Raw genomic sequence first — 14,917 nt, 5'->3', positions numbered from 1 at the left:
TGTCATCCCGTATCGCCCAAGCGCATTTCGAGTATTGGGACAGGAGTTGGGAATTTTAGAATAACCGCTACTAAGAAGCTGATTAAATTGAATAATCAGCGGATTCAAACTCCGCCGCTAGTGATAGCGTGTCGGTTCGAGTCCGACCCCCGCACCACCAAAACGCTGGGTTTTGCCGATTTGGCCCAGTGACTCGAGGCGAGCCGGGTCAGCATAAGCACGAACATACGCTTCCTCGAGCGTCTCGGTGTTATCGAGCGTGTCGCACAACGGGGCGAGCGGCGGGACTACTTCCAGTTCGCCACTCCACCTTGCCTACACCTGCTGCAAGGCTCTGTCGATCGCATGATGAAGGCGCATGCTGTTGTAGTGCATGCCAGGGATCGGCTGTCGGTGACGGATGAAGACACGAGGCGCCGACTCGATGAGTTCGGTGCATTCTACGCGGAGCTCGGCAACAGTTTTCGGGAGTGGCCGAGCGTTTTTCTCGCGAAGCGTGATGCCGGATGGATAGTCTCCAAGTGGCTTGCGCGCGCCGAAACAGCGGAAATTCGACCGAAAAGAGGAATCCTGATGTTGAAACAAGTCACAGCCCCGGAGCATGTCATCGCCTTGGCGCTCGATGGGAAGCTGACCGGCGAGGGCATCCAGGACTATCGAGGTATTCTTGACGATAAGCTGCAGCAGCACGCCCAGCTTGGTGTTTATGTGGATCTCACACGCCTTACGGACATGAGCGCAAACGCGCTGATCGAGGTATCGACATGCGGACCTTTCCCGCGGATCGCGAAGAGGATGCCTGGGCATGGCTCGAGGCCGAGCCGGCTGAATGATACGCCGGCACAGCTAACGTGAACTGTCGCCCTTGCAGAGGTAAGCACGATGGCCGCTGAATCGCCCCAGAAGGGTGCCACCGCGTACCGCATCAGCGGCCTGACCAAGGTCTACGGCGAGGGACCGGCGGCGGTTCACGCCCTGCGCGGGGTCGATCTGGACATTCCCGCCGGCGAGCTGGTCGTGCTGCTCGGTCCCTCGGGCAGCGGCAAGTCCACGCTGCTCAACATCATCGGCGGGCTGGATCGGGCCAGCGATGGGCAGGCTCTCTTCCAGGATCAAGAGTTGACGGCGCTAAGCGACGGGCAGCTGACGCGCTACCGACGCGATCATGTCGGCTTCGTGTTCCAGTTCTACAACCTGATGCCGAGCCTGACGGCCCATGAGAATGTCGAGCTGGTCACCGAGATCGCTCGCGATCCGATGGATCCCGACGACGCGCTCGCCCTCGTCGGCCTGCACGCGCGGACCGATCATTTCCCCGCGCAGCTATCCGGCGGCGAGCAGCAGCGGGTCGCCATCGCTCGTGCCGTCGCGAAGCAGCCGACGGTGCTGTTCTGCGATGAACCGACCGGCGCACTGGACAGTACAACGGGGCGTGCCGTGCTCAAGGTACTGAAGGACGTCAACGAGCGGCTGGGCGCGACGGTGTTGATCGTCACCCACGCCGCGGCGACCGCGGCCATGGCCGACCGAGTGATCCATTTCGCCGACGGGGCGATCCGCGAGGTGATCGTCAACGCGACCAAGCTCGCACCGGAGGACATCGAATGGTGAGCACGCCGTGAGCCCGCTTGATCGCAAGCTCCTGCGCGACCTGTGGCGCATCAAGGGACAGGCCATCGCCATTGGCGCCGTCATCGGCGTGGGCGTGCTGATGCTGGTCATGATGACCGGCCTTGTCACGTCATTGGATGAGACCCGTCGCGCCTACTACGAACGCTATCGGCTGGCCGACATCTTCGCTCCGGTCACGCGCGCGCCGGATCGACTGATCGCTGACTTGGCCGCCATTCCCGGCGTGTCCGCCGCCGAGGGGCGTGTCACCGGCAGCGCACTCATCGATCTACCCGGGGTGGACCTGCCCTTGCGGGCACAGGCCGTCTCGCTGCCCGATTTCGGCGAACCGCGGCTCAACGATGTCTATTTGAGTGCCGGGCGCCGACTGGACAGTGATCGTTCGGACGAGATCCTGCTGCTCGAGGGCTTCGCCAAGGCCCATGGCCTGCAACCCGGCGATGCGCTCTCGGCGACGATGAACGGGGCTCGGCGGACGTTTCGGATTGTCGGCCTCGCACAGTCGCCGGAGTTTCTCTACACCACCGCTCCCGGTGAGCTGGCCCCCGATGACAGCCGTTTCGGCGTGATCTGGATGAGTCGCACGGCACTTGCTGCCGCCTATGACATGGAGGGCGCGTTCAACCAAGCGCTCCTCTCCGTTGGCCGTGGTGACGAACGGGCCGCCGTTCTCGATGCGGTGGACCGTATTCTCGATCCCCATGGCGGGCTGGGGGCTTACGGACTGGAGAATCATGAGTCCAACCGCTTCGTGAGCGAGGAAATCAGCGGCCTGCGCGCCATGAGCAGCGGGGTGCCGCCGATCTTCCTCGGGGTGGCAGCCTTCCTGCTCTACATCGTCGTCTCGCGAATGGTTCAAGCCGAGCGCGAGCAGATCGGGCTGATGAAGGCGTTCGGCTACACCAACGTCGAGGTGGGCGCGCACTACTTCAAGCTGATCCTCGCCATTGCCGCAGGCGGCGCTCTAGCCGGCTGCCTGGCCGGCATCGCCGCCGGCCGGGCATTGATCGGGGTCTATCTCGAGTATTTCAAGTTCCCGTTCCTGGTGTTTCAGCTCGATCCGCAAGCCTTCGTCATCGGCTTCGGCGTCAGCGTGCTGGCGGCATCGGCCGGCGGATTGGTCGTCCTGCGCGGTGTGTTTGCGCTGACCCCCGCCACCGCCATGCGCCCGCCTGCGCCACCGGATTACAGCCGTGCCGGGCGGATCGGCCGATCCCTGAACCGACTGCTCGATCAGCCCAGCCGCATGGTACTGCGCCGCCTGACACGGCAGCCCGGGCGCATGGCGGGCGCCGTGATCGGCATCGCCGCCGGGATGGCGCTGTCGGTCGGCATGATCTCGATCCTTTCCGGTTTCGACCGTACCCTCGCCTTGACCTTCAGCGTGATCGACCGCAGCGACGTCACGGTCACCTTCACGGAGGCCTTGTCCGAGAACGCCATCCTCGAACTGCAGCGCATGCCGGGTGTCATCGAGGTGGAACCGGTGCGCATCGTGCCCGCCGTCCTGCGCAATGGGCTCAAGACGTATCGAGGCGTGATCAACGGGCTGGTGACAGAGCCCCGCCTCAATCGCGCGGTGGACCAGGACGTGGCGACGATCCCCATGCGCCAGGAGGGCGTGATACTGGCTACCGCGCTCGCCGACATTCTCGATATCGCACCGGGCGAGACGCTGACCGTCGAGGTGCGGGAGGGACGCCAGCCGGTGCTCGATATCCCGGTGATCGGCATTGCCGAGACCCTGCTCGGCTCTCCCGCCTATATGGAGCTTGGGGCCCTCAATCGCGCGCTGCGCGAACCCAACCGCGTTTCCGGGGCCTACCTGCGCGTCGATGGAGCACAGCGCGAGAGCGTCTATCGCCAGCTCAAGGACATGCCGACCGTTGCCGGCGTCAGCCTCAAGGCCGATGCGCGCGATGCGTTTCAGAAGCTGATGGATACCGGGGCCGGGGCGATGCGCTACATCATGGCGGCGATTGCCGCCATCATCACCTTCGGCATCGTCTACAACGCCGCTCGGATTGCCTACGCGGAACGCGCTCGGGATCTCGCCAGCCTGCGGGTGATCGGCTTCACCAAGGGGGAAGTGGCCTTCGTCCTGCTCGGTGAACTCGCCGCCGTCACGCTGGTCGCGTTACCGGTAGGCGCGCTCCTCGGCTATTACCTCTCTTTCGGTATCGCCGCCGGATTCAGTTCCGATCTTTATCAAATCCCCGCTGTTTTCACTCCAGAAAGCTACGGCGCGGCGGCGTTGGCGGTCATTGCGGCCGCCGTGGCCTCCGGCTGGCTGGTGAAACGGGATATCGACCGGGCCGATTTGATCGCTGCCCTCAAAACCCGGGAGTAGGCCTGCATGGCACGCAAACGATCTCGCTCATTCCTCACCGGCGTCGCCGTCATCGCCCTCGCAGCGGTGCTGACCTTCGCCTTCTGGCCCCGCCCGACGATGGTCGACATCGGCGAGGTCACTATCGACCGCATGATCTTGACCATCGACGAGGAAGGGCGCACGCGCGTGCATGACGCCTATGTGATCTCGACGCCGGTCGCGGGCCGCCTCATGCGTGTCGACGTTGAGCCCGGCGATGCGGTAGAGCGGCACAAGACGGTCGTCGCGCAGATGCTTCCCAGCAACCCGGCGGCACTGGACGTGCGCAGCCGTGAGCAGGCCCGGTCCGCCGTGGCCGCTGCCGAAGCGGCGCTGCGCCTTGCCCGCGCCGAACTCAATCGGGCCATCGCAGACAAGGAACTGGCCGACATCGACCTGGAGCGCGCGCGCACACTCCGACGTAGCGGCACGGTCAGCGAGGCCGCGCTGGATCGCGCCATTCGCGAAGCGCTCGCGGCGCAGGCCGCCTATGATACCGCCGAAGCCGTCATCGAGATGCGCCAGGCCGAGCTGGAAAACGCCCGGGCACAGCTGATCGGGTTCGACGATCGACCAGGGCTCGACGCAGCTATCGGCGAATTCGGCCAGAGCGTGCCGATCCCAATCCGAGCACCGAGTGGCGGTCGCGTGCTACGCCTCATCCAGAAGAGCGAAACCACCCTTCCCGCCGGAACGCCGATCATGGAAATCGGCAACATCGACAGCGACCTCGAAGTGCTCGTCGAACTCCTGTCGACGGATGCCGTGCAAGTGGCCCCGGGCGATCGCGTCCTCATCGAGAAATGGGGCGGCTCGGGAACGCTGAATGCCGTGGTGCAACGGGTGGACCCTTGGGGCTTCACCAAGTTCTCCGCGCTTGGTGTCGAAGAGCAGCGCGTCAACGCCATCATCCGCTTCGTGGACTCTCAATCGGCCCAAGCGGGGCTGGGCCACGGATTTCGCGTCGAGGCACGGATCATCGTCTGGGAAGACGATGACGCCTTGGTCGTGCCGTCGAGCGCGCTGTTTCGTGATGGGCGGAGCTGGTCAGTCTTCCTGGTCGAGGACGGCATCGCGCAGCGGCGGCAGGTCGACATCGGGCACAACAACGGCATTCAGGCCCAGGTCGTCAACGGCCTCGAGCCGGGCGATCGCGTGATCCTGTATCCCGCCTCCGGCCTGAGCGATGGCATGCGCGTGGCGCAGCGGGAGATCCATTGAGGGAGAGTACTTACGCGGGCGATATTGCCATTTCCTGAAGACAAGGACAAAAGTGGGCTGCTCCCATCAGGCCGTATACGGAGTCCTACGCTCGAGAGAGCAGCTTCGTCCCATCTGGGTACGACTCTTCCCCGGGGAGCAGCAAGAGAAGCAAGCAAAGCAAGAGAAAGAAGAGCCTGAACAGCAGTAATCATGGCCTCCCTTGGTCATCGGCGTTCCTGTGGGAGCGCCGATGCTCGTCGTATCAGGTCGCGTACCTAGGCAACACTTAGCAATTCTTCCAGCGCCCGGTTCAGTTCTGCCTGAATGGAAGCCTGTTCTCCCCACGCGAGATACACTTCGATGCTGGCGTTCGACTTGTTCATATCGAAACCTCATTTTCAGTAGCCGTTGATAAGGATGTGTTGCAGCGCTTCTAGCAGTTCGAAGAGAAGCCGCTTGTCGCGCTACATAGGTCTTATCGGCGAATGTGCAGGGGGCCTTTAGGCTTTGAGTGGCAATTTTTAAGATTAACTGGTCATCGTAGTGTCTCGTCGTGGCCGCGACGAGCCGTCCTGCAGCTGGCCGAGCTTCGAGCCTGGCAGTGATGCAGCCTGCGCTGGGGCCAGGTCGCCTGAGGGAGAGTATTGAGCGGCAGTGCCTATCTCCCTGCACGGCTTAAAGAGTCGTGGAGAGTCAGGAGCTTAGGGAAAACGTTAATAAAACTTAATATTCTGTGTCTCTTCGTAGCATTGCCTCGGAAAAGCAGGGCATACAATGCGCGGGTGGTATCAGCGTTTGTCTTGACCGGGCACCGAGGAAGGTGCCCGGTCTTTTTTGTGCCAATGACAGGGCCTCTTCAGTCGGCCCCAGTGGGTCAGTTGTAGCGGTTGGCTTGCCCTTGCAGTTTCTCTAGCAGAGGAAGAATGTCGTCGAGTCCGTCATGATCGAGGGATTCGACGAGTGTATTGAGCGCATCGGCCCGGGGGGCGTCGTAGGCTCCTGCATAGGAGTCGACATGGTCGATGCATTCCGAATCACTGTTCTTTGCACTCAGTTGTTCCAAGCGGTCCAGGCGCCCGAGAATCTCGACCTGGGTCAGGAGGACGGTCTTGAGCAGTTTTCTTGTCGTTTCCATGGCGTGCTCCAGCGGGGTGTTGACCCTTTCAACGTAGCAGACCCCGGGGTTTACATTCCTCATTCTAGTGGCTGAAATACCTGCAGATGTCGGTATGGCAAAGACCATGCACATTATTCACCGCTCCTGTTCGGGCGTGTCTTACCTTCGGACGATTTAGGGCTTATGATTGCTTTATCCGACAGTCCTTCGCCCCCTTGGGCGGAGGGCTGTTTTTTCTTGCCGCTAGCGGATGCCCCCCGAGGGAAAAGGAGCTGACGATGATGCGCCCCGTGCTTGTCGTGAACCGGCTGGATGCCGAACGGTTGCAACGCTTGATCGATACCGCCGCCCATAGGGATGTCGTGGCCGAGGCGCTGGAGGCGGAACTCGAGCGTGCCGAGGTGGTGGAGCCCGAGGAGATCCCCGCCGATGTGGTCAGCATGAACAGCCAGGTGCGTTTCACCGAACTCGGCCGCGGGACCGAGCTGACGCGCACGCTTGTCTATCCTCATGCCCTGGCCGATACCCCGGATGGGCTCTCGGTCATGGCGCCCGTGGGGGCGGCGTTGTGGGGGCTCAAGGTGGGAGAGACGATCGACTGGGAATTGCCGAACGGAAGACGCATCCAGCTACGCGTCGATGCCATCCTGTGGCAGCCCGAAGCGGCCAGGCAATATCACCGATAAAGAGACGGGCCATGCCATTCACGCTGTGGTTGTCGCTTGCCGCGATCTGTGCCATGGGGGCGATGTCGCCAGGACCAAGCCTGGCCATGGTGCTGCGTCACACCCTGGGAGGCGGGCGTGCCCCCGGCGTGATTGCCGGGGTCAGTCATGCCCTGGGTGTCGGTTTCTATGCCCTGCTGACCGTCTGGGGGCTGGGGGCGGTGATCGTGCACCAGCCGCTGCTGTTTACGCTGATCACCTGGGGGGGCGCTGCTTACCTGGCCTGGCTGGGAGTCAAGGCGCTGCGCGCCGGCCGTGGCGGCGCCCTGGAAGCCGGGGCGGTATCGACCAGCCATGCCCTGGCGGCCCGGGACGGGGTGCTCGTGGCCTTGGCCAATCCCAAGCTGATCCTGTTCTTCGTGGCCTTGCTCAGCCAGTTCGTCAGTGCCGACATGGGGGCCCTGGCGAAGGTCGTGATCGTTGCCACGGCGACCCTCATCGATGCGGCCTGGTACGTGCTGGTGGCCGTCGCGCTATCCCATTCACGGGTGCTGCCGTGGCTTCAGGCTCGGGCGCACTGGATCAACCGCATTACCGGCCTGCTGCTGATTGCCCTGGCCTTGCGGGTGCTGCTGGGCTGATCAATGGCCGTGCTGGCCCGCTGCTTGGCCTTCTTCACCAGCTTCCCGGACCTGTACCTCGAGGGTAACGCTGTCCCGTTCGGCGAACTCCAGGGTGATCGGAAAACGATCCCCTACCTGCAGCGACTGCTCGAGGCCGATCAGCATGAGGTGTTCGCCACCGCCGGGACGCATCATGAGCGTCTCGCCGGCTGCCACGTCGAGACGCTCCAGTCGGCGCATGCGCATCACACCATCTTCCATGCTCATGTCGTGAATCTCCACCACCTCGCTGACCGATGAACTGGCGCCGACCAGCGAAACGTCTTCTTCCCCGGCGGTGATATCGATGTAGGCCGCGCCATTGGGCGCGCCCGGCGGTGTCGGAGTGGCAAAGGGGTGGAGCAGGCGCAGCCCGGTGTCGCCGGCTTCCCGGGCAAGCGCCCCCGAGGCGACTAGACAGCTGACAAGCAGGGGCAGGACGGAAAGGCGCAGACTGGGAGAACGTGGCATGACATTTCCTCGATGCGGGGGCAGATCCGAGGGTAACCCGATGTTTCAGGCATGGGTAGCACCGCTCAGTCGGCAATACGTGCGAGGATCGCGTCCAGCGGCGCATCATCGGGCAGCACACCGTAGACCGGACTGACGCCATCACCCAGGCGGCTGCGACAGAATGTCTCGGCAATCTCCGTGGGAGCGTGCCGTAGCAACAGCGATGCCTGCAGGCACTGGGCCATGCGCTGGGTCAGCCAGCGAGCGTTGGCTTCCAGTGCTTCGGCGGGCCGATGAATCAGGTCTTCCAGTTCGGTCACGGCGGCGTCGAACTGCCGACAAGCCCCCTGGGCCAGAAGGAGTTCGGCGCGCAGGGCTTCGATGCTTTCGGGATGACGCGCCATCACGCGCAGCACATCCAGACAGATGACGTTGCCGGAACCTTCCCAGATCGAGTTCACCGGGGCTTCCCGATAGAGCCGCGCCAGGGGCGTCTCTTCCACGTAGCCGATGCCGCCCAGGCACTCCATGGCTTCGGCCATGAAGCCCGGTCCGCGCTTGTTGTGCCAGTACTTGCCCAGGGCGGGCAGCAGGCGCGTCAGGGCGTGTTCGCGCTCGTCTCCGGGGGTGTCGAAGGCGCGGGCGGCACGCATCGACAGCATCAGGCTCGCTTCGACCTCCAGGGCCAGGTCGGCGATCACCCGGCGCATCAGGGGTTGTTCACCGAGACGCCGGCCGAAGGCGTGGCGTTCGCGGACATGTCGCCAGGCTTCCAGAAGCGCCTGACGCATCATGCCTGCCGGAGCGGTCGCCGCATCGAGCCGGGTCTGCTGAACCATCTCGAGGATGGTGGCGATGCCTCGGCCGGGGTCGCCGACCGCCTGGGCCCAGGCACCGCGATACTCGATCTCCGCCGAGGCGTTGGCGCGATTGCCGCACTTGTCCTTGAGCCGCTGCAGTTCGATGGCGTTGCGCTCGCCCTCGGGAGTGAAGCGCGGCACCAGGAAGCATCCCAGGCCGGCCTCGGTCCGGGCCAGGGTCAGAAAGGCATCGGACATCGGGGCGCTGCAGAACCACTTGTGGCCCGTGAGCCGATAGCCATCGCCTTCCTGCACCGCCCGGGTGGTGTTGGCGCGGACGTCACTGCCGCCCTGTTTCTCGGTCATCGCCATGCCCAGGGTCACGGCGCTCTTCTCCCAGGCCGGCACGGCACGCGGATCGTAATCCCAGGCCAGCACCCGCGAGCGCCACTGCGCATGGAGTTCCGGTTCCCGGCGTAGTGCCGGTATGGCGGCATGGGTCATGGTGATCGGGCAGCAGAATCCCGGTTCTGCCTGGGTGAGCAGGTAGAGCGCCGCGATATGGGCCTGGTGGCCGCCCTGGTGCTCCTGCTCCCAGGCCACGGCGTGCCAGCCATTATCGCAGGCCAGGTGCATCAGGGCATGGTAGGCGGGGTGGTAGGTTACCTCGTCGAGGCGGCGGCCATGGCGATCGAACAGGCGCGGCTGGGGTGGATGGCGGTTGGCCTCCTCGCCGAGTGTTTGCACGGCGACGCTGCCCACGGCACGTGCCAGCGATTCGATCCGAGGGGCGACCCAGGCGGGGGCCTCGCGTGCCAGGGCCTCGCGCAACGGCCTGTCGAGTGCCAGCAAGTCGAGATCACGAGGTGGTGCAGGCTGGTTGAGCACCTCGTGGGTGGCAAGGTCATGACGTGGTGCGTGATCGGTCATGGCGGTTCTCCTCATTTTCTTGAGGATGGTGCCGATCCGGAGCGTGGTCAAACGTTTGAAAGTTTACAGGTCGCGACATGACGCCATAGACACACTCTGGCATGCTCGTCCTTCGATTTCTCAACCGGGGTAAGGGACATGCCACGAGACGCGATGTCGCTTGCGACAGGGCAGATCAAGGACGAGCGCGTGCAGCTCGTCGATGCCGTCAACCGCCCCTGTGGCAGTGCCTCGCGAAGGATGATGCGGCGCTATCGACTCTGGCATCGGGCCACCTACGTGTTCGTGCGCAACCGGCTAGGCGAACTGTGCGTGCAGGAACGCACACTGACCAAGGAGGTCTTTCCCGGGGATTACGACCTGGCGACCGGCGGTGTGGTGGGGGCCGGGGAGGCGGTGGCCATCGCCGCACGGCGCGAGCTCGCCGAGGAACTGGGGATCGAATCCGTGCGCCTGACCCCCTGTTTCGAGTTCCGTTTCGCCGAGCAGGGTCATCATGTCTTCGGCAGCGTCTTTCTCGTCGATTACGATGGCCCCCTGCGGTTGCAGGCCGAGGAGGTGGCGAGTGCCAACTGGTTATCGGTCGCCGAGGCACTCGACCTCAGGCGGGCCACGCCCGATACCCATCGGGCGCTGACCCTGATGTGCGCGCGACACTGGCTTGGCTAGGCATTGTCTGAAAAGTGTCTGCGCTTGCCCATACGGCGTTAAAAATTGTCTCAAGATACTCATTTACAATACGTAAACTCCGTTCTTTCACCAATTTTTGCCTTGTCTGGACTTCGCTCACCGACTTTTCAGACAGCGCCTAGCTCGGGTATGGCCCAGGTGGGTGTCCGGGCTATGCTAGAGGGTGGAACCGTCCTTGCATCATGCCTGGGGACGAAAGGCGATCCATGTTCATGTCGATGCAGGCGGTGGCATATTGCCACCGTGCTCCGAGCTCAAAGATGTAATATGCATATCTACACACAGGATTGCCGCACCCACAGCGGCGAACCCTTCAATCTCCGGGCCCTGCGCGGCCAGGTGCTGCTGTTGACGAACGTCGCCAGCCGGTGTGGCTATACGCCTCAGCTCGCCGAGCTCGAGAAGCTCTACCGGTATTATCGCGACCAGGGGTTCACCGTGCTGGCCTTTCCCTGCGATCAGTTTGCCCGCCAGTCACCGGAGTCTGCCCAAGGCTTTGCGGTGTTCTGCGAACGCAACTACGGGGTCACCTTTCCGGTCATGGAGAAGGTGCGCGTCAACGGTCGCCGGGCGCACCCGCTGTTCGTGCTGTTGCGTCGCCAGGCCCCGGGGGTCCTGGGCAGCACCCAGATCAAGTGGAACTTCACCAAGTTCCTGGTCGGGCGCGACGGGCAGGTCATCTGTCGCTTCGGGCCGCGCGACACCGGGAAGCACATCGTCCCACGGCTGGAAAAGGCGCTGGACACCCCCTTTTCGGCCTGAGGGACTGCGCGGTGCGCCTTCAGGCGTCGGACACTTCCTCTCGGGTCCTTGCCAGGCGCGCCATCAGCAGGTTCCAGCGATGACGGGTCATCATCGTGGTGAGGCCCGAGAACAGCGTCCAGAAACCCTTGCGCCAACCGTAGAGGCGGCGATGATGGACGACCAGCTGGGTCAGCAGGCGGTCCTCGTCGAAGGCGCGCCATTCGCCGGCGACCGAGAGCTGATGGCGGGAAAGCACCGGGGCGAGTTCCAGGCGAAAGATCCACTCCAGCTGTTCCGGGGTCAGGGCGTGGCGTTCGATGACCCGGACCATATGGGCATAATCGGCTTCCCGGGGCTCGCGCTCCAGCCACAGGGGGGCCAGCGCGAGCCAGAGTTCCCCGCGTTCGGCGATCAGCGCTTCGATCTCTTCCTCGCTCATTCTCGCTATCCTCCTCGCTCGGTGACGCATCTTCAAGCAATGCCGTCCCCACGACAAGCCACGGCGTCGCGTGGGGGCGGACAGTTCTGTGTGGAGTCGCTAGAATAGCCGCAACACACTCCTCGGGCCGACCGAGGGGCATGCCTATGCACAAGCCTGTCAATAGAGGTCGAGGTCTGACGTGATCATCAAGCCCAAGGTCCGCGGTTTCATCTGTACCACCACTCATCCCACCGGTTGCGCGATGAACGTGCGCGACCAGATCGAGGCGACGCGCGCCGCCATCGGCGACGCCGCCAACACCGGGCCCAGGAAGGTCCTGGTGATCGGTGCCTCCAGCGGCTATGGCCTGGCAGCCCGGGTCACCGCCGCCTTCGGTTATGGCGCCAGCACCCTCGGCGTCTTCTTCGAAAAGCCCGGCACCGAGAAGAAGCCAGGGACAGCCGGCTGGTACAACGCCGCTGCCTTCGATCGCTATGCCAAGGAAGAGGGGCTCTACAGCAAGGCGATCAACGGCGACGCCTTCGCCCACGAGACCCGGGAGAAGGCCATCGAATTGATCAAGCAGGACCTGGAGGAGGTCGATCTGGTCGTCTACTCCCTGGCCTCGCCGGTGCGCAAGCTGCCCGATAGCGGCGAGCTCAAGCGTTCGGTGCTCAAGCCGATCGGCGAGACCTATCGCGCCACCGCCATCGACACCAACAAGGACACCATCATCGAGACCGAGGTCGAGCCGGCCACCGAGCAGGAGGTCGCCGACACCGTCCAGGTCATGGGCGGCGAGGACTGGGAACTGTGGATCGATGCCCTCGACAAGGCCGGGGTTCTGGCGCCGGGAGCCAAGTCGGTGGCCTTCAGCTACATCGGTACCGAGATCACCTGGCCCATCTACTGGCACGGCGCCCTGGGCAAGGCCAAGGAGGATCTCGATCGTGCCGCCGCCGAGATCGACGAGCGCCTGGCCAAGCAGGGCGGCAGTGCCAACGTCGCGGTACTCAAGTCGGTGGTCACCCAGGCCAGCGCGGCGATCCCGGTCATGCCGCTGTACATCGCCATGGTCTACAAGGTGATGAAGGAGCAGGGGCTGCACGAGGGCACCATCGACCAGCTCAACCGCCTGTTCCGGGACCGCCTGTATGACGACGGCACGCCGGAGACCGACGGCGAAGGGCGCTTGCGTCTCGACGACTGGGAACTGCGCGACGACGTGCAGCAGGCCTGCAAGGACCTGTGGCCTCAGGTCACCAGCGACAACCTGTTCGACATCACCGACTACGCCGGCTACAAGCACGAATTCCTCAAGCTGTTCGGCTTCGAGCGTGACGATGTCGACTACGATGCCGAGGTCGATCCGGTAGCCAATTTCGATGTCGTTCAACTCTGAGTCGCGCGACGATGGTCCTGGTGAGGCGATATCCATGACGAGACGGGCGATGGGCGGGGCGGTACGCCTGCGCTGGGGCGCCTGGGTGGTGCTGTCGGCGCTGCTCGGGATCGCGGGCTGCCAGAGCGCCTACTACGGTGCCCTGGAGCAGGTCGGTATCCACAAGCGCGAGGTGCTGGTCGATCGCGTCGAGGAGGGGCGCGATGCCCAGCAGGCCGCCGAGGAGCAGTTCTCATCGGCCCTGGAGCAGTTCCGAGCGGTGGTGCGGGTGCCCGAGAGCGAACTCTCTCGAACCTACGATCGTCTGAACGACGAGTATGAAGAGAGCGAGGAGGCCGCCAGGCGCGTCGAGGGGCGCATCGAGGCAATCGAACACGTGGCCGAGGCGCTCTTCGATGAATGGGAAGAAGAGCTCGCGCTCTATCAGAGCGCCGAGTACCGGCGACTTTCGGAGCGGCAGCTGCGCGAGACCCGTGCCCGCTACGGCGAGATGCTGGCGGCGATGCAGGATGCCGCGGACAGCATGCAGCCGGTGCTGCTGAGCCTGCGCGACAACGTGTTGTTCCTCAAGCACAACCTCAATGCACGGGCGATCGGCGCCCTGCGTGGCGAGGTCGACGGGCTCGAGCGCGACGTGGCAGCGCTGCGTGAGCGCATGCAGGCGGCCATTGCCCGCTCCGATGCCTTCATTGCCGAACTCAACCGCCAAGATGGGTCATGACGAACGCCGTCCCGCTGTTACGAGACAGGTGGGATTCGTGCTGCTGCCGGGGTTTTCCCTGCTCGCGCAGGCCTGTGCCCTGGAACCCCTGCATGTCGCCAACCAGCTCAGCGGAGAGCGCCTCTACACGCCGCTGACCTTCGGCCTGGAGGCGCGGGCGGTGAAAAGTGCCGCTGAGCTGGACTTGACGCCTCGCTGGGTGGTGGGAAGCGAGGCGAGCGAACTCGACCTGCTGTTCGTCTGCGCGGCGACCTCGACGGACGGCGACTATCCAGCGCTCTGCGAGTGGCTGGTGCGCCTGGCCGGGCGCGGTGTCGTGCTCGGCGGCATCGCCGGGGGAGCCCAGGTGCTCGCCCGGGCCGGCGTGCTCGATGGTTACCGGGCCGCCCTGGCCTGGCAGAGGGTCGACGCCTTCTCGCATGCCTATCCCGAGGTGCGGGTGAGCCGCCAGTTGTTCGAGATCGATCGCGGTCGACTCACCTGTGGGGGCGGTACCGCCGCCATGGACATGATGATGACGCTGATCGCCCAGCAGCATGGCCAGCGCCTGGCCGAGCGCGTTTCCGAGCATTTCGTCTGCGAACGTATCCGCATGGGCGACGAACTCCAGCACATGCCGCTCGGCTCGCGTCTGGGCCACGCGCCCCAAAGCCTGCTGGATGCGGTGGCGCTGATGGAGTCGAACATCGAGGAGCCGCTGACGACGCACGAACTCGCCGCGCACCTGGGCGTTTCCCGGCGCCAGTTGGAAAGACTCTTCAAGAAATACCTTCAGGCCGTACCCAGTCGCTACTACCTGGACCTGCGTTTGCAGCAGGCGCGCCGCCTGTTGCGTGGCACCGACAAGGCGGTGGGTGACATCGCCCTGCTCACCGGGTTCTCCTCCGCGGCGCACTTCTCCACGGCCTACCGTAACCATTTCGGTATGACGCCCCGGGAAGAGCGGTTGGTCTGAGGCGGGGGCTCTGTGTCGCGTTTTATAGATCAAGAAAACTTAAGAATGACTTGTGTAAAATATTGTACAATTTTTGCCTAGGCAAATAAGTATGGCTAATCTCATAGTCAGCGGTAAGCAGTGACCAAGAGGGTTGCAAGTGTAGTGAGGC

The 14,917-nt window shown here is 63.9% G+C and carries 15 protein-coding genes and 1 tRNA gene; 12 read left to right on the top strand and 4 right to left on the bottom strand.

Going from position 1 to position 14,917, the window contains the following annotated elements; genetic code table 11:
* Positions 1 to 77 precede the first annotated feature (77 nt).
* From BUA41_RS19150 to BUA41_RS01785, 5 genes are all read left to right on the top strand, one after another.
* Positions 78 to 160, top strand: a tRNA-Leu gene (locus BUA41_RS19150).
* A 185-nt stretch (positions 161 to 345) separates the two neighbouring features.
* Entirely contained in the window at positions 346 to 855 is a 510-nt protein-coding gene (locus tag BUA41_RS01800) for a SpoIIAA family protein (RefSeq protein WP_072819126.1), read from the top strand.
* 27 nt (positions 856 to 882) lie between these two features.
* Positions 883 to 1,611 carry an ABC transporter ATP-binding protein gene (locus tag BUA41_RS01795; protein ID WP_072819124.1) on the top strand — a complete coding sequence of 243 codons (729 nt, stop codon included), beginning with the start codon at positions 883 to 885 and terminating at the stop codon, positions 1,609 to 1,611.
* A gap of 7 nt (positions 1,612 to 1,618) precedes the next feature.
* Positions 1,619 to 3,982 carry an ABC transporter permease gene (locus BUA41_RS01790; RefSeq protein WP_072819121.1) on the top strand — a complete coding sequence of 788 codons (2,364 nt, stop codon included), beginning with the start codon at positions 1,619 to 1,621 and terminating at the stop codon, positions 3,980 to 3,982.
* Between the two features lie 6 nt (positions 3,983 to 3,988).
* Entirely contained in the window at positions 3,989 to 5,224 is a 1,236-nt protein-coding gene (locus BUA41_RS01785) for an efflux RND transporter periplasmic adaptor subunit (RefSeq protein WP_072819119.1), read from the top strand.
* Positions 5,225 to 6,080: 856 nt separating this feature from the next.
* Here the strand turns inward: BUA41_RS01785 and BUA41_RS01780 are convergent.
* Positions 6,081 to 6,341: a hypothetical protein gene (locus tag BUA41_RS01780; RefSeq protein ID WP_072819117.1), complete on the bottom strand. Its 261-nt coding sequence runs from the start codon at positions 6,339 to 6,341 to the stop codon at positions 6,081 to 6,083.
* A 260-nt stretch (positions 6,342 to 6,601) separates the two neighbouring features.
* Between BUA41_RS01780 and rnk the strand changes: the two genes are divergently transcribed.
* A complete protein-coding gene (rnk, locus tag BUA41_RS01775; protein WP_072819114.1) occupies positions 6,602 to 7,009 on the top strand; it encodes a nucleoside diphosphate kinase regulator in 408 nt (135 codons plus the stop codon).
* Positions 7,010 to 7,020: 11 nt separating this feature from the next.
* A complete protein-coding gene (locus BUA41_RS01770) occupies positions 7,021 to 7,629 on the top strand; it encodes a LysE family translocator (RefSeq protein WP_084671042.1) in 609 nt (202 codons plus the stop codon).
* Here the strand turns inward: BUA41_RS01770 and BUA41_RS01765 are convergent, their stop codons facing one another.
* A complete protein-coding gene (locus BUA41_RS01765; RefSeq protein WP_072819110.1) occupies positions 7,630 to 8,121 on the bottom strand; it encodes a copper chaperone PCu(A)C in 492 nt (163 codons plus the stop codon).
* A 65-nt stretch (positions 8,122 to 8,186) separates the two neighbouring features.
* Entirely contained in the window at positions 8,187 to 9,833 is a 1,647-nt protein-coding gene (locus tag BUA41_RS01760) for an acyl-CoA dehydrogenase family protein (protein WP_072819107.1), read from the bottom strand.
* A gap of 153 nt (positions 9,834 to 9,986) precedes the next feature.
* Here BUA41_RS01760 and BUA41_RS01755 point away from each other — a divergent pair, with 153 nt between their 5' ends.
* Both BUA41_RS01755 and BUA41_RS01750 read left to right on the top strand, forming a co-directional pair.
* Positions 9,987 to 10,502, top strand: coding sequence for an NUDIX hydrolase (locus BUA41_RS01755; RefSeq protein WP_245791829.1), 516 nt, complete (start codon positions 9,987 to 9,989; stop codon positions 10,500 to 10,502).
* A 288-nt stretch (positions 10,503 to 10,790) separates the two neighbouring features.
* A complete protein-coding gene (locus BUA41_RS01750) occupies positions 10,791 to 11,285 on the top strand; it encodes a glutathione peroxidase (RefSeq protein WP_072819101.1) in 495 nt (164 codons plus the stop codon).
* A 19-nt stretch (positions 11,286 to 11,304) separates the two neighbouring features.
* On the opposite strand, the gene BUA41_RS01745 is transcribed toward BUA41_RS01750, so the two are convergent.
* Positions 11,305 to 11,706, bottom strand: coding sequence for a DUF7079 family protein (locus BUA41_RS01745; RefSeq protein ID WP_072819098.1), 402 nt, complete (start codon positions 11,704 to 11,706; stop codon positions 11,305 to 11,307).
* 181 nt (positions 11,707 to 11,887) lie between these two features.
* Here BUA41_RS01745 and fabV point away from each other — a divergent pair, with 181 nt between their 5' ends.
* Genes fabV through BUA41_RS01730 form a run of 3 tightly spaced genes read left to right on the top strand, consistent with a single transcriptional unit; the run spans position 11,888 to position 14,766 of the window.
* Positions 11,888 to 13,090, top strand: a complete 1,203-nt coding sequence (gene fabV, locus BUA41_RS01740; RefSeq protein ID WP_072819095.1) for an enoyl-ACP reductase FabV — start codon at positions 11,888 to 11,890, stop codon at positions 13,088 to 13,090.
* A 34-nt stretch (positions 13,091 to 13,124) separates the two neighbouring features.
* Positions 13,125 to 13,811 carry a DUF2959 domain-containing protein gene (locus BUA41_RS01735; RefSeq protein ID WP_245791828.1) on the top strand — a complete coding sequence of 229 codons (687 nt, stop codon included), beginning with the start codon at positions 13,125 to 13,127 and terminating at the stop codon, positions 13,809 to 13,811.
* A gap of 37 nt (positions 13,812 to 13,848) precedes the next feature.
* The gene (locus BUA41_RS01730; protein WP_072819089.1) at positions 13,849 to 14,766 is read left to right on the top strand and encodes a GlxA family transcriptional regulator; all 918 of its coding nucleotides are present in this window, start codon (positions 13,849 to 13,851) and stop codon (positions 14,764 to 14,766) included.
* The last annotated feature ends 151 nt before the right edge of the window (positions 14,767 to 14,917 follow it).

Source organism: Modicisalibacter ilicicola DSM 19980, assembly GCF_900128925.1.
Taxonomy (GTDB): Bacteria; Pseudomonadota; Gammaproteobacteria; order Pseudomonadales; family Halomonadaceae; genus Modicisalibacter; species Modicisalibacter ilicicola.
This window is presented reverse-complemented; position numbering and strand designations above follow the sequence as displayed.